Raw genomic sequence first — 20,913 nt, 5'->3', positions numbered from 1 at the left:
ACCGCGCCGTCTTTACAGACAAATTCCGGTGCACGATAGGTCCGCTTCACCCCGTCCGGTGCGGCAGGCTGGTCCTGCGGAATTTCAAATTTGATTTCCTGCAGACGGAGATAATTCACCCCTTTGTGCAGATAGGCATTTTCGACAAGACAGGCATGGATGTAATAAGTCTTTCCGGCCTCGAAATTAGATTCGGTAAAATACAGGGCGATATCGGGTGCGCCACCACTGGCTTTAAGCGGGATCTGCGTTTTTCCCAGTAACGTCAGTGGCGTGTAGTGGTTCTTTTTCTGTATCTCTTTTCCGGCAAACAGATACACCGCGCCGCCGAGCAGGTCGTGCTCCTTCACCGCCTCCCAGTTAGAAAGCAGCGGAAATGTCGCCAGGCCATAGCTGTCATCACCGGGGCGCGCCTGAGGGTTCTGCCCTTCTGCCACGCTGACAGCTGGCGCCGTCGCAGCCTCCCAGGCACTGTTGATAAAAAAGTTCGCGGTGTTGACCATCGTCCCGACGCCATAAATCCCGGCGCTGAACGCGGTAAGCAGCGTGCGGTTTTCCCGGGGCTGCACGTTAATGACAGCGCTCCCCAGGTCGTCCAGCATGACGTAAAAATAATCCCCACTGGTTCTGTCTGCCGCACAGGGGACAATTTCACTGAACGAGGCGTCGCTGATGATGGCATCTTCAGTAATGCGGGTCACGAGGGGATAAAAACAGGCCTGGGTGTTTCTGAGTCCCGGCACGGTCAGTCGCCAGGTCATGGTGGGACGAGAAGATAATGGTCGCGTGCTGTCATTGCTGTAATCAATTAACACCGGTGTATCGGCAGCAAAAGTGACGTCAACATCAATATCGGCATCCCAGGCTACATTCCAGGTCACGGTTTCAGAGGCAAGCGGAATGCCGCTATTGTCCAGGCAGCAGGAAACCGTCCACGACAATTGGTCACCTTTCTTCAGGCTGTCATTCACAGTCAGTAAGCAGCCGCCATATAAGGTATTGCCGTCCTGCCACCAGGAGATATCAGGAGGATAAAAATTCCCCCGGTTTAATTTAAATGGACATTCGGTTCCGGAAAAACTTTCACCGGTTTTCAGTTGATACTGGAAAGTGGCATAAACCGTCTGCCCGGGAAAGATATTACTGTTATTTTGCGGGCTGATTATAATTTCGGATTTGGGTTGAGAATTAGCCTCCCGACAACGTAACGGTGCAGATAAAAAACCAGATGTATTAGCTCCATAAGCCAAGACAGCTCGATTATTAATTTCACTCTCAGTAAATGGCATTTTAGCTCGATTATTTTCATCTACCGAAACCCCGACCAGATCTTTTGCCTCATGTATGTAAATAGCATCTTCACGAAACCCAAAATACACTTTTTTACTTAACTGTGGGTATTCAAGATCATAAACTGATGGATAGTAAATTACTGTATCAGTGATATCTCTATAGTTACCTGTGGAATTAGTTACCACTGGATAATCATACAGCGGTGAAAGATTTAGTGGTTCGAAAGTGTCATCAATATTCATTACGGCTCGAATATCAACATCATCAACAATAAAAACCAATTCAACGACTGCATAAGTATATGGTCCAACTGTATTTCGTTTAGTTTGGCTGTTCCCTTTTTTTATCAGACAAGGGAGCAAGCCAGCGAGATACTCACCATTGCTGTCAATGTTTACATTAGTCCAGACACTAACCTCAGGATTACTTTGCTTCAAATCTCCAGAGTAGTTTATTACTGGTTCAAAACCGTTATAATCAGAGACTGTATGAAATGTAATAGCATCTACACATAGCTTTATTTGTTTTCCAGAAACAGGATTACCATATTTATCAGTTACCTTCAAAAGATAATAAATATGATATTTTTCGATATCCCCAAGATACCCAAGGTCAGCACTGTCGAAGTATAAGCCTCCTCTATAAACACCTTTACGCATGCTTAATGTGACTGTTAACCCATCATGCGTGGTTTTTTTTTCATATACTGTTGAAGTCATATCAAAACCTTGATCCTTTGCTCTCTGATTAGATTCAACAAGATTAATAAAAATCAAAATAAATAAAAAACCATAAAACAGTTATAATAAACAGTAATAAGTATTACAGGCTATCGTTTAAATTAATCATTAAAATATAATTGAAAACACCCACATATAAACTGGTTAGAAATGGTGCTTTAAAGGGGAATAATTTTAATTGGAATAATGGCAGTAAAATAATATAAAACATAGTATCAGCCGTGCATATGCATAATGCTATGGATTTAATCCTGAAGAGAGTGTTGATATAAAAAAACTAAATTCTAATAATAATATATATCCACATATGCTTTAGCCGAAATATCTCTGGGGTTTCCGCTGTTATCTCTGATTTTCCATAACGTGGTATAGTTTTTTGTATTCGTCGTCTGACCATTTTTAAACTGCATAACATCATTCATAGTAAAACCGGTTTGCGGATCATCGCCGGGATCGGCAACACTGCCAGGATAAGGAACATATTCACCCAGTAACGAACAATCAGTAGAACAATTAAATTTACTAAATCGCACAGAATAGCCCAGTTCAGTATCCATCGAAGGGGTTGCCCCAGAACAATTAACCCCAACATCAATGCTCATCTGTTTTGACTCACTATTCGGTTTTATAATCCCCATATCTATAGTGTTTTGAGGAGTAATAAGATAACAGTAAACAGAACCAGTATCTTGTGGTACGGTCTTATTATTGATTGCGACATAACCATCCAATTCCCATGCGTCTGGCTGGCCCTGATAATCACTAAATAACCCGGCAACGTATAATCCAGGCTTCACTATTTGGTTGGAATTATTAAAAAATATCTGACATAAAATTTGTCCTGCTCCTGCATTAAACAAATATCCCAAAGGGTAATAAGAGCTCATATCTGTTCCTGTAGGGGACAACACTTTTCCCAATGGTGAAGGAGGCGTGTTCAGAAGTCCGTTACAGCTCACGGAAATATCGACAGTAATGGAACTCCCAATGGACAGTGCAAATTTTCGATTATTTTGTGTTTGGTAACTACAGCGAACACCAAGCGCAACAGGAAAAACAGCACCTTGTGTATGACTTATGCCAGTAATTTCGCATTGCGCCTGGCTGCCATCAGAGACAGATGTTGCTAAGAATGATGCTGCGTGGGAACAAGAACAGACCATAAGGAACAGCAGGAACATAAATCTGAACATAAGTTTATCTCGAGGAAAGGGGGTGTTGATGACAAGTCAGGGTTAATTCATCTAAATAACGGTCGGAATCGTGCGGTAGTTTGAAAGATGTACTGCACTGTTTATTTATTTCACTACCCCATATAACGTGTAAGTATCCTTCATCAGTTAATCCGGATAAGTAAACTTCACCATTTTCACCAACAATTCCCGCATTCCCTTTATTATGATCCGTCGCTAGACTTACTATCGCACCAAAAGGGACAACACCTCGCTGATAATGCAACGTTATAATGGCCTGCCTTCCGGTGCGTACGGGATATTCTGCAACAACAACAGCACCTTTTGTCGGCACAACGCGTCTTCCGGTTTCCGTTAACATAACGTGGCTATCCAGACCATCAGGATCGAGATTAATAGCGTTATAGCGATAATTAGTGAGTGATGGAACCACGGCATAACCTCGCCAATCAGTATTTTCGTGAGTATTAACGATATGAACCCCGGAAGCGCCGGGGGCGCGGATCAGAGCAATACTATCCCCTAAAACAGGTGCCAGCGTCACTCCCCAAGGATGGATGACAACGCCGCCAGTAGCACTGGCGCTCGCCGTCTTCTGATGATGACTCCAGTCATAGGCAAATTGCGCATTACCCGTACTTCCGTCATACCCCATGTTTAACATTGTCATCGCATCCTGGCCTTGTGACGATGACTGTCCAAACTCATAATTCCAGTTGTCATTTAACATTCCGGAAAGGCTGGCCATTTGACTAAAATCCCCCCGAGGGTCGCGAATTGCCTGATAACTGAGATCACCATAACGGGAATTTGAATTGGATGAGAAGGTATCCAGCGGTACTGAAAGGTTAAAAGAAACCTCACAATTCTTTTTCTGCCCTGGCATGGTGAGCTGATTTTTATTAACGGAGATGTTTAACGACAGAGAAACCGAACTAACAGACAATCCATATCCAAAACTAAAACGGTTATCAGTTTCACTTGAATTCCAGTAATCCTCATGAATTGCGCTAAGATTCAAATTTCCCCAATGACTAAAATTTTGTCGCAAAATGATTTGTTGTAAATTCCGGCGACGCCTTCTGTTTCTGTATAATGCACCTAATACCTGACTCCCCATTAAAGAAGTTATAACAGGTAAAGTCTGACTATCCATGAAGGACATATAACCACGCGACGCATAACGAAAATCGTAGATATCAATAGTTGTACCCGTAGTAAGAAGATTTTTTGAGTACTTAAGTCGCCATGCATTACCCGATACCGTAGAACTATGAGGTTGGCTTGCATGAGACCAGGTATTATCAATCGATACAGCGCCCAATTCTCCCAGTGAAACGCCAGCACCTGCCGTCATGGCTACATAATTTCGAGAAAGCAAAAAGCCACCATAGCCAGTAGTGTTTGCAGGTAAACCATAAATAAGAGTTCCCTGTTCGAATGCTGGTTTAACATCCTTATGATAAGAGTTAAATATAGCTTTCCCCATCTCAAACTCATATTCAGCATGGCCATTTCGCTGCATGACGGGGAGTCCGGTATAGGGTTGAACCCACTGCTGGGTATTACCATTTGCTTCCCGGACAATTACCGTCAACTCACCGCTATTCATTGTCTGTGGGATATCTGTTAGCCGGAAATCTCCAGCAGCAACGGATGTCTGATAGATGAGATTATGATTCTGATAAATACTAACCTGCGCACGCGAGCTGGCAATACCAGAAATAACAGGAGCAAAACCACGTTGATTGTCAGGTTTCATGTCATCACTGGATCTCAACTTAAGACCTGTAAAATTAATACTGTCCAGTATGTCATTTTGTGTCCAGGTTTCTCCCAGAGTAAGTTCACTCTTTAATTGTTTTAGATCTCTCGCAATATATCGGTTAGAGAATGTCGGTGAATTTGCCTGTTGCGACCATGTAATGGAACTGCGTAACCGCCATGGTCCCCAATTTGCACCACCTTGTGATGAAAGAAAAAAAGAACGCATTCTTGCATGTCTGTTGGAGAAATCAGCATCACTTTGCATACCACTGAACATATAGTTAAACATCAGAGCGGGTATGCCGTCATCCCATTTGTCAACTGCAGGAAGCTGAGAGGATTCAGATGATTTCATTACTATTTGAGGAATCTCAACATTAAGTTTTAGTTTCTGCTGTTCAAAACGAAGCGTTGCGCCAGGAATAACACGTGACAAATCATCAATGTATTCACCGTTTTTTAAAGCTGCAAGTGCGTCATTACTATTAGTATTAACGCCCCAACGACTAAGTTGTTCGCGGTTTAACTGCGCAGTCAGTTTTTCTCCGTGGGGAGATACCTTAAACTTAACCATTTCTGAAGATATCCATACAGTATTAACAATAACATCAACCAGATATGTTCCTTCAGCAAGTGATGATTCCTTTTCAAACTGACTAAGGTCTATTTTTTCTATGCTGCCCTGCTGGTCTGTCACCAGTAGATCAGGATCGAAATAATCTTCAGCATGACACGATTTCTGGGAAAAAAATGGCCCAACAATCATTAATATTAATGATAATCTGAGAAGGTTTGTTTCGACTCTGGATAAGAGCAGATCAATAAGTTTCTTATGATTCATGATTAGATGAAGAATAATGTGATATCTAATGCAGCGTGAAATTGACCATTTCCGGAATCACCATCAGGCGGAACACAAATGCCTGTGAATAGTTTTGCCTTGCTATCATTCAATGAGTGGAGTTCACCTGAAGGAGCTGGCGTTACTGGCCAGGGAAGTAAATTTGCAGTAAGATTATTATAATTAATCACATTACCCTGGTTACAATGTGCAATGTTGGGTGCCGTAAATTGATCGGTAAAATTAAAAACAGCGGATAACTTAACATTTTTCGAATCTGCTGCACGGAAAGTGCGATCAGTATCTGCCACCTGCCCGCTAAAACCAACCATCACATTCTTTCCCGCATCAATGAGGCCTGTGCAGTTATTCAGAGTTAGTTCGAGAATATCAAGCGGATAGACATTATTTGGACCTACAGCAGCCAGTACCGATTTATTTATCGTCGTTTCAACCTCTGTTTTATCCAGAGAGATATCGCATGTTGTGGCTTCAACAACTGCATGAAAGTTTAAATATGCATATTCCTCTAAAGGAGCAGATGTCGGAGTTGGCATCGTAATTGCCTGCGTAACAACAGGGGCAAAAAAAATCAGAATGCTACAAAAAATATAGGGGAATTTTCTTATCAAAACATTCATATCACAACTCGCTAAAAATCCATTTGATATAAATCAGATGGCACACCAGAGTCATCCCGAAAACGCCATGAAACCTGATGCACGCCAGGTGAGCAATGTTGAACAGAAGTATTTATTTCCAATTTACCATAAGGTGGTACGGGTCTAATAAGTAGAGACTTTTTTATCTTATACTTATCAATAAATAGCTGCGTCACTTCCCTGTAATAACCCGAGCGATTTAAAATATTTAATTCACCATTATTGCAAGAAAAATAAATATCTTTTTCCTTAATTGAATCAAACATCGGGCGCCAGTAGACCCTGATGTTATAAGCAGTGACTAAGCGTAACTTAACCGAATTATACATTTTAATTTCAGATGGTATTAGTCTTAGCGTCAAATAGTATAAACTTTCTCTGCTTGATGGTAAGAGAATCGCGCGTGACGGCACTGCAAGTAAAGACACTAAGGTATCATCACCGGCACGTAGTTCGTGGACAGGAGGAGAAACTATAAAGGGTGAGACTTGATTATCATTAGCTGCCATACCCGTTTTAGGATCGTAACTTTGAATTACTGCCTGTAATAAATAATGCTCGGCTGTATGGTTAACCACCCTGAGCACGATTTTATTTAAATGTGAAGAGAAGACCAGTTTAGTTTTATTAATGAAAATACCCTGTGTAGTCTCATCGCACAACCCTTTGTTTGTTATTACTATTATAAGAAACACAACTATCTTGCGCAGAAAGGGCATAGATATCCTTTGTTATAATAAATTGTACGTCATCATTCTGGTTTCACCGCCCTGACCATTGATGAGGGTCCATTTAATTTCATCCCCTGACGATGTTATTACCTTATCAAGTGTAATTTTACTAAAAGGGGTTATTGTTCTCTGTTTACCATCTAATGCTATTTCTGTTCCATTGACAAAAACTCTGCTAAGCGTCATAAAATACGGACTGGTATTGCTGATCGTCAACGCATGTTCTTTTTTCGTAAATGATAATAATGAAACAGACTTCTCCCACGATACATTAAGGTCAGCGGGACGTGAAAGAAGTTTAATAATTAAACTCAGTGATACCGATAGCTGCTGTTTGACTTTGTTCAGTTCAAAAAATTTTTTATCAATTGCAGGTATGCTCTTGAAAACAATGTATTGTAATGTTTCTTGATTATGTTGCCATACCGGTTGCCGACGAATTATCTGTACTGTTTGCGACTGACCTGATGGCAATTTGAAAATCGGTGGCAAAATGTAAAAATTTTCCGAGGGTGTTAGTTTCTCTGTACTGCCGAGAGAATGAACAATTCCGCTCTGCACAAGCCAGGTATATTTACTGGTATTGCTAATCACTATCTCTGTGCTGTGCAATGTAGAGCTCATAATGACCCTGGTATGATCAATACTTAACCCATCAGCATGACTTTTTACAGGTAAACATAAGATAATGAACAAAAAGTACAGGGTGCGCATATTAATGAACTTTTCCCTGATGCATTTCTGCCATACCAAGATCGTTGAGAGTGACCCATGACACCTGTCGGTTGTTCCCAATTTTTGTGGACGTTAGGTCTATAGACTCAAAGGGAGAGATCATCCCCATATTTTTCAGAGTAATAGTAGCTATACTATTATGACCAAAAAAGAGGTCATGAAGCGAAATGTAATACGGACTATTATTCATAATTTTGACGCCCGTAGCAGTACGATTAAATACAATTTCTTTGGCTGCTTCATCAGCCCCCTCTTCCGTCAATCCAACTGGACGGTAAAACATTTTTATTTGTGAGGATAAAGAAAATATAATTCCAGCCTGAGTTTCAGGTAGTATCACATCTTGTAATGGTTCTGATGTGATAATACCACGAGAGATAAAATAAAAAACTGACTCTCTATCACGGGGAAGTTTGTCAACATTTTCCAACGCAATCATTTTGACTATTGATTCATTTCTTGGCGAAACTTTTTCAATTCCAGGAAGTACTTTAAAGTACTGACTATCCGGTTTACCGGCACTAACTCTGGTAATATAACTTTGCATCAACCAGGTATTGTCAGTATTATTTCTCAAACTTACCGAAACTGATGTCTTTCCTGCTGGATAAATTATCCTTAACGCATTAATTCCAATCCCATCTGCCCATGCAGATGGCAATAAAAAAAGAAACAACAAACTCAGTGAAAATTTAATCAACATAACCCTTTTACCGTATGCTTATTGGTAAATCATCATAAAATCCACAGGCACTTTAATATGCTGAGCAGACGCAGTATTCGCATTTATCGCCTGTAATGATGCGGTCAACGTTGTTTGTTTTCCATCAATTGAACTTATCACATCGCCTTTAGACACGTTGGCCAACTGAATATAATCATTGTTTTTAATTTCTGTCATAGTGGATGTATTGGCCGCAAAATCATACACACGACCTTTGAGAACCACGCCAACATCGTTTATCCCGGTATTACTCCATAATGTTGGCTCACCAGGAATACCCATTCCTGGACTAAATAATACTTCAGCATAAACCCCTCCATCACCCGGAACAGTTCCTTGTGAACTACCGGACTCGGTACAATTAGAGGCCCTTAAGTCAAAAGATTTTGTTCCCACATCTGTTTTTGACTTTGCAAAATCATTTTTTGAGAACGTACCTAATACTATGCTTTCATTTGATACACTAATATCGCATGTTGTTTCCGAAATTTCTGCATAGACATCAATATGAGCTGGTTTGCCAATTGCTATAGCGTTATTCCATACTCCCATTGTAACTATAGCCGTCAGAATACTTAGCGAATACCAATATTTCACAATAATTACCTTACTCATTATTTACAACAATAGCTAAATTCCCTTGTCATTCCTGAATCCAGTTACAAAACTAAAACTCACTTTCAGGAAAATATATCGCTAACAATCAAAAAATCTCGTAATTGAGTATATACAGCTCTGTAAATCAGAAATAGTATCAGAAACAAGATAAAAAAAGAAAAAAAGAAGATATATTTCAAAACAATAATTACGCCTTTTAGCTAAATTCCTGGATTAAAATTGTTCACTAAAAAAAATAAAACACTATACCTGTACTCATTGAAGCTATTTGATTTTATCCTTTCTGAGGATCATGCTACGCAACATGAAGTTGTCATCATCCATCAACAATAAGTCGGGCCAGGAACACCGGTACATCAGGAGGTGTGGTAAATGAGCTGGCGATGGTATTGACGACTTCTGAACGATGAAGCTCCATTATGATTGCCAGAGCTCAGCGCCAGCATAAACCACCGTAGATTGGTCACCTTATCCACGAGTTGATGAATAAAGGCTGTAAACGGTAGTTCTGCGGTAGACTGGTTATGGTCGTGGACGAAATCTGAAGCATCGATAACAGCTAATCATTTGTTGGTATGCACCCATCTATGTGTTTCATATCCCTCACTTAATCAATGAGATAAAAAAGATCAGCCTGATATTGTCAATATCAGGCTCATGTATCATCACTGTACAGTCTTCATATGAATCCGATACGGTAAATATGAAAATTAATGAATGGGCATACTTGCAACAACCTGCATTTCGTCAGTGTACAAGAATTCAGGGATTCGATGTCGCCCCCCCCCTTCCTGATATAGCGACGCTGATGGCATCCCGAATTATTACTTATTTTAAGATAGTGAATAAATCACCTTAGGTTCTTTGTGTATAGTTCATTTCGTTAAGTAATTTTATCTTGCTTATTAAACTTTTGATTTACATAAGTGCCTGCCAAAATTCACATAAGAAATCACCAGGGACATAAAAAACAATTATGACAGTATCAGAATTCTGTTATCAGGTGGTTATTAATCATTATGTTTTAACCAGTTTCACGTATTGATAATAGATTAATGTTTATATGGTAATACATATTTGGCAAGGAGATATAATATGAACCCTGAATTGAATTTTGATGATGAAACCGGTGTGCTTATGTTTGGAAAAAAATCGACCAGATTAAGCCCAAAAGAAGCGGCGTTGTTTTCGTTGCTGCTGCATAAGCAGCAGTCAGATAGTATTCTACCACGAAATGAGCTTGCTCAATCTGTTTGGGGAGAACGATGGGAGGTGATCAGTAATAATAATATTCAGCAGCTTATTCTTCAGCTTCGTAGAAAAATTGATGCTGTCGGTGGACCAGTGATAATTGAAAACATTTACAAACGAGGTTATAAAATGACCATTCATGCACAAGGAGCTGGAAATACGATAAGACGTAATTTAATCACTCGATTTGTTTCACTAATATTAAATTTTATTTGAGTTCACGCTACACACACTATACCTATAATTATTTATGTAGCCTAATAGTTTAATTCCTTATTAGTGACATTAGAATAATTAAATTTCAATATTATGCAATGCTTTAGCTATTGTTCCTCTGTGCATCCAGATGGCAGGGGAATATTTTTTATTAACACTGCAATATAGCAACCACAGTATCATTTCTGACAAAACGCTTACAGGTCATATAATTAACATACAAATCATTTATTAACTAATTTGACAAAACTATAATTGAAGAAACAAGCTACCATTGGCATAAACGTTCTTCTTCATTTTTATTTATAAATCACTGAAATGTTATTTTTTAACTAATAATCAAGAATAATTGTAGTTACTCTCTATATTCCACAATCTTTTGATTATCGGCGTTATTGTTTTTTTAAATTTTTACTCAGCTAATTTGTCAACAGGAAATGTAGCACTATTGAGCCTTTCATTTGCTTTAATAACCAGGTTGTATCACAACCTTACCTTTGAATATTAACAAGTTCAGGTCAATGACGAGGCTCACCTTGCATGATTCCTCAGCTCCCCTCGTTATCTTTGGCTACGTCCAGAGTTACATGGTAAATTTTAAACATGTTCCTTTATATGGTTTGGTACCCGATCATAATGTGCACTTTCAATAAGTTATAACCAAAACCACATTCTTCAGTAACTTGTTATTCTTAATTGATACAATCAAATGACAGGTGATGCCAGATTTCATAATTATCATCAAGATTTTATTTTTTTTCGTGTGAAAATGAATGTATCTGATAGATCAATAACCCTGGATTTTATTGTTTTTAATGGAGAATTATATGATAACAAAGATGACAACCAGGTTACTTTTTGCCGGCACACTAATTCTTCCCGCTTTTGCTTTTTCTTCAGTTCTTACGGCACAGCAAAAAAATTATCTTGAAGAAATTATGGCGGCACAAATCAGTAATGAACAAGATAGAACAGCGATCAAAAATGAGTGGACCGAAGCACATCAGGTAGCAGAATTCCTGTGCCTCCCCGTTGCAATGACTGTTATACAAAAACATGAATCTCTCGTCGAGAAAGTCACACTCAGTGACGGGGAACAAAATAGTTTAATATTACATACTCCTATCAGACTAACTGGCAATGGCCAATACCTTATTTACGGGTCGAAATGGATCCCATTTTATTTCCGCTGTGATCTATCTTCTATCACTGGCAAAGTGACCCGCTTTGTAATTGATCATCATACTCCATATCCTCATAGAAATGCCGTTTTACAATAGCCCCCCCCGCCAACTTCACATTTATCATAGATAAATCATTCCTGTTACCAGGCAGGAATGAGTATTATTCCTGCTCACTCTCTGATGATATATACCTTTTTTTGTTACAGTAACTTCAGGTTACCCGCCCCCACGATTTCCGCCGTATATGCCACTGTTGTTCCTCTTATTTTTCTATGTCCATTTCATACTCAGCCATAACTGAGTTTACGATCTGAACTATCGTAGCCTAGTTTTCGTCATCATTTCGCAGCCAGGATGATAAACAGCAGTCTTATGCCAGTTAGCATCTAAGCGCCAGAGGATTATGACACGTTTAACCACCTTCAATGATCACAGACATAAGTAATCAACTGTATTGAATATCTGATACAAATCTTCTATTTTTATATTATTTTTATTACACTGGTCAATAATAAGTATTTCGCTTCGACAATACTGTTCAGTTAGACAAACGTAGTGTGTGTGATATAAGAAGTAGATACTCAAGCAGAACATAAGGAACATGATATGAAAAAAATACACGTCCTACTACTAGTCTCATTCATATTATCAGGATGCACAACAGAATGGCAACGCACTCGCTCTGATGCCCAGGATCTTTCAACTGCACAATATGAATGCGGAACATTGGCTGAAGAGAAATATCCCGTTAAGAATAGAGTAGCGGAAAGAACAGTTTATGAAGCACACGTCGAAAAATGTCGCAACAACAGGCACTGCAAAAAAAAGTATGATAGCTCACCAACCTTACGAAGTTATGTGATTGATGTCAATGAACATACTCGTTATGAGTGGATAGAACTTTGTATGCAACAAAGGGGATGGATATCCAAAGTTAAAGTGCTTATGTAAGGTAAGTGATAAGAATAATTATCAGGCAATGGCCCTATATACACAATTTTTAATCCTGTTAATAATGATTCTTGTGTGAGGTAATTCCTGCTACAACCGTCCTACTCATTGTTCGATTTTCCCACCATGTATCATGGTGGGTATTTTTTATCTCAAAAGAAAATATCATCTAAATATGATTACGCTCGATTATCTTTATCGTTAGAATTTTAGTCAGTGCGCATTTTGTATTCTTCAATATATCCCTGTTCATTACCGATACATTATTGTATTGCTATATAATTCCCCCCTACTGACATCATACATCGACAGCTGCCACAAAAACTACGGGCATACGCTTCACTATATTTGTCACAGCGCCGCTATATGCCCGTACTAAAACAGTAATATGTTACTGTAAGCCGGATTCTGTTTTCTGTCAGAAAGTCTCGCTTAATTGAGCCACAGCACCATATGTCCGATCAGTGCCCACCAGGCCTGCCAGATCCAGATGTACCATATTAAAAGGTGAAATGCCGATACCGGCAGTAAAGGCGCTACCCTCTGAAGAAGCGATGTTCTGACGATAGCCCGCACGTAGTTGCACCCAATTCCAGGCGTTAACTTCAGCCCCCATAGCCGCAAACTGGCGCTTTGTATCATGGGTAAAACCACTGGCCGGCGTCAGATCTACATCCAATGCAGTCGTCACGATTCCGTTATGCCATGAGCCCCCGGCAGTTACCTGTGGGCGAATCCTGAAGGTTTCTTTCAGCCCGTTAACTTCTTTCGTATCAATACTACGGGGAACAATATTTTGCCCAGCCAGACCCAGCATCCAGTGTTCATTCAGCTCAGTAGCAAAACCAATGTCGGCATTAATACCGGGAGTATTATTACGGTATTCATGGCTACGGAAATCGTGGCTGTCGTAATTCTGTACCGTGGTATTGTAATTAAACAGATCCACACGCTGATATTTCGGAGTTACGCCAAGAGAATACCTGAGCCCGTTCGTCTCAAACGTCCTAGCAATAGCAATCCCGACATCACTCACTGCCGCCGCACGACCATAGGCCCGCGATGTCAACGTATCAGTATCGCTCGCTGTTGGAATAATTTTGCCCTTAGTCACATCATCCAGATATTGCAGATCGTGGTCGCTGACCTTTCCTTCCACCGTTGCCGTCCCCCATGACTTCAGTATCAGGGCAAAAGGTAATTGACTGTTCGGAACTGTCGCGACCATGCCTACACTCGCCAGCACATTCACCTGTGTATTTTTAAATTTCTCCAGTTGATGTTGCAGATCGGTCGCGGCCCCCAAAGGCGCGACTGCACCAGATAGAGCTGCATCATAGCGATCCCAGGCATCTTTCACGGCATCCACATCGCTCTGCAAATGGTCGGGATCCGATACCTGTACTCCGACTGACGGCAGAATCATGCTGAAATCATCGGAAGCGGTGGCACTCGTCATCAGTGCCGGATTAGCGAGTGCTGCCGCACAATAATGAGACGATGCAACTCCCGTCCCTCCCATAGCATCATTACTGGCTTCCATATAGGTCGTAGACGACTGAGCATTACCAGACAGAGCAGTAAAAAAAGCACAGGTCAGCAGAGAATACTGACTTAGCGTAAATTTCATTTTTATTTTCCTGGCCAAAAGAATGAATTGTTTTTAATAAAAATCCCACCGAAGCTATATACAGGCATCGCCCCCAAAAAATAGTGCGTAGTTATCACGAAGGGAGATTCTGATATTTAATCGATGCCGAAACAGATTGTTTCCTATAACTCAAGACACCTAACCAATCGGTAAGTTCACGGATATTAATCGCAGTAACTAATAATCTTTTTTTAATACTCTGAGGCTGGTTCAGCACTACCATGTCCAGCATAAGACAATGCTTACTTATTGATTTTAATGAATATAACTTACATAAACGACAATGTGTATTTAATTTACGACTTACAAGCACGCCATTCCTGTGTTACGCAGGACTCTCATATTTTCCGTATTTTGCACATTATTTTATTTATGTTTATTTAAATTCATTCAGTTATGATTTTTTATCAAACATCATATTTTAGCCTTATGTAAAATAAAATCACCACCACCGTACAATTCATTAACAAATAAACCATTGATGATATACAAAAATAGTCACACCAAACAGTAAATTACTTTAAGAAAACACAATTCGTATTTCACGTTCTAATCCATCACTGAATAGGAAAGCAGATTCATTGTAACAGCTCCTGCTTTATGACTTCCCATCAGAATTTCATCACGACACCATCAGGATATTCCAGTCTCCCGTTGCAATGATAGACGAACAAAATCCGATCTTTTCTACCCGTTCAAAAGCCGGTCCAGAGTTAACAGTTTTTCACATCGTGCCAACTCCCGGGTTCAAAGAGATCTTAAAGAAATCATCGGATGAATTTACAGCATCGGAATTTCTACATATTAACGAGAGGTCTACATTATGTATCGACATCATCGTTCTTTATTGTTTTTACTGATGTTAGGTTACCATGCCTCAACACTGGCATCGCCGGTACACCACATCAGACACACTCCTGTCGTCAATCATCATCGCAAAACAAAAACATCCCACTCGACAAGACAGCATAAATTGTCGCCCAATACAGTCTTCATTAATACGCTGATGGCACAACTGGGTAAGCCATATCGCTGGGGAGGCGCTTCCCCTGAAACCGGATTTGATTGCAGTGGTCTTATCTGGTACGCGTGGCGTAAGAATTTTCACATTACCCTTCCCAGGACCGCCGCCGGCATGTATTCCATGCCACAGGCACACCATGTTCCTTATATGCTTCTACAACCTGGTGACATGGTATTTTTCTCAATACATGGGGAACGTGTCGATCATGTCGGTGTTTATGTGGGAAATGGACATTTCATAGAAGCGCCACATACAGGGCAAAATGTCAAAATTGTCAGCCTGGAAAAAGATTTTTACCGCCGTCATTATCTGGGAGCAAGACGTCTGATGATTTCCTGAGGCGTTCCGATTCCGTATGCTGACCACACAAAAGCAGGGAGGACTTCAGTACATCCTTATACTGGACGGACTGGAGTTCTCCCTCCAATGGATATGTGCTTAGAAAGCGTCATATATATCCATCATTCTCTCTGGAGAGAGACCGCCCGGAAACGGGGAACACTTATGCGATCATCGAGAAGAACAATTCACCAGACATATCAAATTATTTCTATATCGCACACCACTTTATACCTATCAAATTAATTAACCAAATGATTTAAAACGATATTTATAGACTTCACCATAAGGATATAATAATTATTATTCCTATGGTAATAAATTATACAGTACATAAGATTGAATGAACGATAAGATAACCATAAACAGGTTAGTATATAAGCCATAAATAACATCGGATTTCATTTAATTTTATTAATATCCATAGTGTTCCATTCTACAGGAATAAAAATATTAATTTTACCAGCAATGAGGGGTTGTTTATGAATGCAATTACCGGTGTTTTAGTGGATGGATATATTTTTGATATTAAAAATTATATGATTGATGATTATCATTTTCCTAACACTCTGTTCCCTGGTGCTACCTTTAAGATGGTCATTGATGATGACCCGGCCAACAATACTAACGTAGCCTGGAAGTGTATTCCTGATAAAATACTGACTGTTAGTCAGGATGGCACAGTGACCTTTCCGAACGTGGATGAAAGTTGTTGTAGTAAATCGTTTTATATTTTTGCTTAGTGAATTTTTGTCAGGATATACCTTTACTGTAAAACGTTATTTTAAATATAGCACTAAAATTTATCACACAAAAGAAGGGGCTTTAACATGGATTGCAAGTGTAAAGGGACAACTTCCAGCACGGCGCGATATTAATGATTCCGATTTGAACAATTATGAACAATATAACAGGCGCGAGGTTAATACCGGCCTTTATCAGGAATGGGGCACATTGGCTAATGTTGGATGGAAATTAGAACCACAGTTAGATGGTTACTGTCGCATTTATACGGCTGAAAACGATGAATTTTATTGTGCAGAGAATAATAGACTAGATCAGCTCACTGATTCTGGGTATATCGTTCAGGCAGTAGCATTCTATGGCGAGCCTATAGCCAAGTAGTGAGAAAGGTTAAATTCCTTTGCTCACTGTCATTTTCATTATTGTAAAGTAAACAACCACTAAAATTATCAAAATACACGCAGTAAAAAAGGATCTTATAAAGATCCTTTCTTGCGCTATCCATACAGTCCTTATCCTTACCAAACCTGTCTGCAACACCAGACCGTACGAATGAGGACGTTTGAGGTACAATCTTACTGCATTTCGCTCGTTTTTATGCTCCAGGAAATCTGAAGCGTTTAACGTTCATAGCAGGAATCGATTACCTGTCTGTTGTAAATCCTGACCAGGCACTTTCACCAGTTACAGTTCTTAAATTGCAACCATGTGCAGATTATCGCTTCTCGCGTGATGCACATTTTTCTGGAACAACAGTGACGCTCTCACTTTTTAGCTCGACAATTTTTTGTTTTACGGGAGCCTGAGTTAATACTTCAGCTTTACCTGTAAAAACACCACCTTTCTTAATAGATAAAGAAATATAAACCAATGTTCCATCCAGACGGCCATTTTCATAAATATCAACAGAATCAGACTGACAATGCCCTTTTATATTACCATCCACAATTAACTCCCGGCTGGTAATATTTCCTTCCACGACACCATTGCGCATTATTTTCACCAACCCATCCTTAGCAATTACGTTCCCATTCACACAACCATAGATGTATATTTGTTTATTAGAATTTATATTGCCATCAAAGACGACATCACTGGCAATAACCGTGCTATCTGTCCCTGTCTCATTAGCTGAATTTCTGTTTTCCATTTTTTTTACAGTACTACCGACGTCTACAACACTTTCCGGTGTTGAAAGTATTTCTAATTTATCTTTTGCTGCCTTAGATTTGTTAAACATCATGAGTATCCTTTTCTGTAAAAAATGCGTTGAGAAAGAAAAAATTATGAGAAAAAACAATATCACTGCGATAAAAAACTTTCCTGAATACCAGAAAAATAATGCCAGACTCCAGGAAATGATTCCCGCATTCAGAAACATGTTGTTCGCTGTATAATTATGAGAAATAGAGTTCATCGGTGAAATCATCTGTAAACGATATCTTCGGGAAGATGCTTATCCCAAATGATGTTAAGGCAAGGTAACTTCCCCATAAATACAGTCGCCATTACTGTGATTGTGTACGCTACCTCATCCCACAATAACTGTGATGTATTGCTTCTCATCTCAACATATTTACTTTGATTTACAATAATCATGGACCGGGACATAACATACCTTCTTCAGTGGTTATACGACTGCAATGAGGATCGCTGCCGCAATGTACATTGACTCACTGTACAAATCGGCCCAGGGGGAAAATTCTAAAGGGTTGAGGTCATGCGCTAAACGGTAGGTAACCAGAAAGTGTCGTTGGCCATCTGAACAGAGATAATATGCTCTCCACAGAACATGACAGCCGATGGCGTAAAAAGTATCGCAACAATAACAACCATGAAGGGTGTAATGATGGGACTATAGCCTGATGGCGGCTCACGAAAGAACAGGGGTAGTTAGTTGCCAGCTGCCCACCATGGGTATAAACGCGGTGGTCCTGGATACACGCTATCTTGAATCACCTTAACTGGTTGAGAGATGGCCAGTTTTAGTTAATCAATACAAATCCACGTTAAGCGTTATGTGTTGATATCGATGCGAAGGTATTGAGAAAGTAGTGAGCCGTACAGGGTTAGCCTACCGGACATCATGAAACCGGCGCGAATGCCTTCGCCCCTGTACACCCATCATATGCGAAAGTGACCATGCTTAGGGCATAAAAAAACCGCTAATGCGGTATATGGCACGATGATTGTCGGGAGGCTAATCCCGGCCGCAGATTTACTACAGCACTGGAATATTCTACCAATGGCACATTTATGTCAATTCGGGTAATTACCGGGGAGTTATTCAAATGGTTAATGAGTCAACGCTAAGTCAGGCATTGCCCATGAGCCCCTGATCAGCAAGTCATCCATAACATCAGGAATAGAGAAAGATATGAGCCAGACATTAGCTGCTCGGGTTCTTATAAATAATCAGTAACAGCCAAATCAACCTGAGCTAATAGACCTTATAAGTTCAGAAGCACTATTCTTATAATTAGTTACTAACTCAATGATCTGTTTAACTTCAAAATAAAGAGAAGGATCAACTACAGGAATAACATCATTACTCTTACATATAAATTTAGTTTTCTCACTACCTGAATAACAACGTTCAGCCTCAGCAAGAATAGATATTACTGAACCGCATTCAATATTGTATTCTATTAAATTTCCATTTAATGAGATAGCAGGGATCCTGAATTTTGATTTGATTTTATCATTACCATCTATTATCAAACCTTTTGATTCAAGATATTTTTCCATTACTGTAACATAATCAGTACCCAATGCTTCCAACCCTGCAACTATCGCAAAGATGTTCTGTATATTATTCTGTATAATCAATGTGTTATCTAATAATTTTTTCGCATATTCTATATATTGCAAGGATGATTTTTGCCACTTTTGATACTCTTCGTTTCTGTTTTCATTTTCCTTTTTTACAACATCTATATATTGATAAATTTCCCTAAAATCCCCCTCTCCCCCATTCAGTTCGAAAATACCAGAAATGCCTCGCGTTATATCGTGCAGTAATATTTTAATTGCTTCATTGAGCTTATCATTTGCTTTCTGGTAACGTTTTGAACGTATTAAAGCTTGTTGGCGAGTTTTCTCTAATTTTTCTGCGATTCGAGCATTAACAACAAAATCACCTTCAATTGTGGATTCAGGGAAGGCCGGATAATGATATTTTTTGATAAGTGACAGAGCGTAAGGTTCTTTGCTTACATCTACCACCTGAACAGGAAATTGAACCAGTATTGGCAGGTCATCGCAATAATGTGATGACGTCTCACTACGAAAAGCTAATGTCCCGTTAATCCCTAATTTTTTTACACAATGGTCATCAACGCTACACATAGTAAAGTATGCGTCTACTAACTGAAACCTCTTCAACAACCGCTGTCGGCAATCAGAATTTTTTGCTATATCCAGCAATCGGCATAATAGCCGGTAGTTGCCGTAACCAGACTTATCATTTGTAGATACCAATAAACTCAAACTGAGACAGGCCTGTGAGACCAGGTGACGCAATGCTTCAACATAGTTTTGTTGAGCAAGTTCTTTTTCTGCGCTTTCAGATAGTTTTGCTATTTGCGAAGATACCATTAATAAACCAGCAATTACCTTCGCTTCTTTTTTCTGCGCCTTGCCAAAATCAGGGCTAATTGTACGCATGATAATATTGAGACAGTTATGAATTGCATAATCAGCAATAGCATCAGCCCTGCTAAAATCGACGTTTACCCCTGCAACATCCAGCTGATATTTTGTCGAATACGTTTCAATTCCATCCAATGCAGCGGTTTCTAAATGACTCATCGCACATACAGTAGAGCATACCTGGACATATTTTTCTGACATATGCGATTTTCTCCCTTCAAAAGGATCGGCACACTAAGCTGATATGTCTTAACACGACTTAACAAGCACAGAACACATCATCAGTTGCGATCCCGACGCTTAATCCTTACGGTTCTTTTATTCAGATTTTCCAACGTTAACGTTAATAAAATAAAAACTGGGTCAAACAGCCATCATGGCAATACTGTCGCAAGGTGAACAGTTCAGTATTTATCTAAACGTTTTTTGCCTACATACCTGAAAAGTACATGAAGGATTATTGGTACATAGTAGCCATTACATTCCGAAATAAAGCTCTTTTCTATCAGGTTGTTGCCTTACTGTAATCTGCCATTTAGTCATGCTGACTTATACAAAGCGATTTCATGTTCTACTGAACCGCCTTTTTCATTCATGA

The 20,913-nt window shown here is 39.6% G+C and carries 17 protein-coding genes; 6 read left to right on the top strand and 11 right to left on the bottom strand.

Annotated features, from left to right (window positions below; all coding sequences use genetic code 11):
- From FEK43_RS21435 to FEK43_RS21400, 8 genes are all read right to left on the bottom strand, one after another.
- Positions 1 to 2,012: hypothetical protein (locus FEK43_RS21435; RefSeq protein ID WP_138158702.1), on the bottom strand; the 2,012-nt coding region annotated here is incomplete at its 3' end.
- A 305-nt stretch (positions 2,013 to 2,317) separates the two neighbouring features.
- Positions 2,318 to 2,920, bottom strand: coding sequence for a hypothetical protein (locus tag FEK43_RS21430; protein WP_130209583.1), 603 nt, complete (start codon positions 2,918 to 2,920; stop codon positions 2,318 to 2,320).
- A 310-nt stretch (positions 2,921 to 3,230) separates the two neighbouring features.
- The gene (locus FEK43_RS21425) at positions 3,231 to 5,834 is read right to left on the bottom strand and encodes a fimbria/pilus outer membrane usher protein (protein ID WP_130209581.1); all 2,604 of its coding nucleotides are present in this window, start codon (positions 5,832 to 5,834) and stop codon (positions 3,231 to 3,233) included.
- A gap of 2 nt (positions 5,835 to 5,836) precedes the next feature.
- A complete protein-coding gene (locus tag FEK43_RS21420) occupies positions 5,837 to 6,391 on the bottom strand; it encodes a hypothetical protein (protein WP_130209579.1) in 555 nt (184 codons plus the stop codon).
- Between the two features lie 95 nt (positions 6,392 to 6,486).
- Entirely contained in the window at positions 6,487 to 7,215 is a 729-nt protein-coding gene (locus FEK43_RS21415) for a fimbria/pilus periplasmic chaperone (RefSeq protein ID WP_130236387.1), read from the bottom strand.
- A 12-nt stretch (positions 7,216 to 7,227) separates the two neighbouring features.
- Positions 7,228 to 7,941 (bottom strand): molecular chaperone, encoded by a 714-nt coding sequence (locus FEK43_RS21410; RefSeq protein ID WP_130209575.1) that lies wholly within the window; start codon positions 7,939 to 7,941, stop codon positions 7,228 to 7,230.
- A 1-nt stretch (position 7,942) separates the two neighbouring features.
- A complete protein-coding gene (locus tag FEK43_RS21405) occupies positions 7,943 to 8,665 on the bottom strand; it encodes a molecular chaperone (protein WP_130236386.1) in 723 nt (240 codons plus the stop codon).
- Positions 8,666 to 8,683: 18 nt separating this feature from the next.
- Positions 8,684 to 9,301, bottom strand: a complete 618-nt coding sequence (locus tag FEK43_RS21400) for a fimbrial protein (RefSeq protein WP_130209571.1) — start codon at positions 9,299 to 9,301, stop codon at positions 8,684 to 8,686.
- 1,098 nt (positions 9,302 to 10,399) lie between these two features.
- On the opposite strand from FEK43_RS21400, the gene FEK43_RS21395 reads away from it, so the two are divergent.
- The 3 genes from FEK43_RS21395 (at position 10,400) to FEK43_RS21385 (ending at position 12,906) form a co-directional block, all read left to right on the top strand.
- On the top strand, positions 10,400 to 10,771 hold the full coding sequence (locus FEK43_RS21395) for a winged helix-turn-helix domain-containing protein (protein WP_130209569.1): 372 nt from the start codon (positions 10,400 to 10,402) through the stop codon (positions 10,769 to 10,771).
- Positions 10,772 to 11,598: 827 nt separating this feature from the next.
- Positions 11,599 to 12,051 carry a hypothetical protein gene (locus FEK43_RS21390; protein ID WP_130236385.1) on the top strand — a complete coding sequence of 151 codons (453 nt, stop codon included), beginning with the start codon at positions 11,599 to 11,601 and terminating at the stop codon, positions 12,049 to 12,051.
- A 510-nt stretch (positions 12,052 to 12,561) separates the two neighbouring features.
- Positions 12,562 to 12,906, top strand: a complete 345-nt coding sequence (locus FEK43_RS21385; RefSeq protein WP_130209565.1) for a hypothetical protein — start codon at positions 12,562 to 12,564, stop codon at positions 12,904 to 12,906.
- Positions 12,907 to 13,324: 418 nt separating this feature from the next.
- Here FEK43_RS21385 and FEK43_RS21380 read toward each other — a convergent pair whose 3' ends face one another.
- Positions 13,325 to 14,536, bottom strand: a complete 1,212-nt coding sequence (locus FEK43_RS21380) for a conjugal transfer protein TraF (protein WP_167850505.1) — start codon at positions 14,534 to 14,536, stop codon at positions 13,325 to 13,327.
- An 844-nt stretch (positions 14,537 to 15,380) separates the two neighbouring features.
- On the opposite strand from FEK43_RS21380, the gene FEK43_RS21375 reads away from it, so the two are divergent.
- The 3 genes from FEK43_RS21375 to FEK43_RS21370 all read left to right on the top strand — a co-directional run bounded on the left by FEK43_RS21375 (position 15,381) and on the right by FEK43_RS21370 (position 17,045).
- Entirely contained in the window at positions 15,381 to 15,920 is a 540-nt protein-coding gene (locus FEK43_RS21375; protein WP_130209563.1) for a C40 family peptidase, read from the top strand.
- A 482-nt stretch (positions 15,921 to 16,402) separates the two neighbouring features.
- On the top strand, positions 16,403 to 16,663 hold the full coding sequence (locus FEK43_RS23220; protein ID WP_240730454.1) for an Ig-like domain-containing protein: 261 nt from the start codon (positions 16,403 to 16,405) through the stop codon (positions 16,661 to 16,663).
- The gene (locus FEK43_RS21370) at positions 16,623 to 17,045 is read left to right on the top strand and encodes a hypothetical protein (RefSeq protein ID WP_240779359.1); all 423 of its coding nucleotides are present in this window, start codon (positions 16,623 to 16,625) and stop codon (positions 17,043 to 17,045) included. The genes FEK43_RS23220 and FEK43_RS21370 overlap by 41 nt, the downstream gene beginning before the upstream one ends.
- Before the next feature lie 334 nt (positions 17,046 to 17,379).
- Here the strand turns inward: FEK43_RS21370 and FEK43_RS21365 are convergent, their stop codons facing one another.
- Positions 17,380 to 17,907 carry a polymer-forming cytoskeletal protein gene (locus FEK43_RS21365; RefSeq protein ID WP_165382768.1) on the bottom strand — a complete coding sequence of 176 codons (528 nt, stop codon included), beginning with the start codon at positions 17,905 to 17,907 and terminating at the stop codon, positions 17,380 to 17,382.
- Positions 17,908 to 19,094: 1,187 nt separating this feature from the next.
- Positions 19,095 to 20,516 carry a hypothetical protein gene (locus tag FEK43_RS21360; RefSeq protein WP_130236384.1) on the bottom strand — a complete coding sequence of 474 codons (1,422 nt, stop codon included), beginning with the start codon at positions 20,514 to 20,516 and terminating at the stop codon, positions 19,095 to 19,097.
- Positions 20,517 to 20,913 lie beyond the last annotated feature (397 nt).

This window comes from Escherichia sp. E2562 (genome assembly GCF_005781075.1).
In the GTDB taxonomy this organism is placed as follows: Bacteria; Pseudomonadota; Gammaproteobacteria; order Enterobacterales; family Enterobacteriaceae; genus Escherichia.
This window is presented reverse-complemented; position numbering and strand designations above follow the sequence as displayed.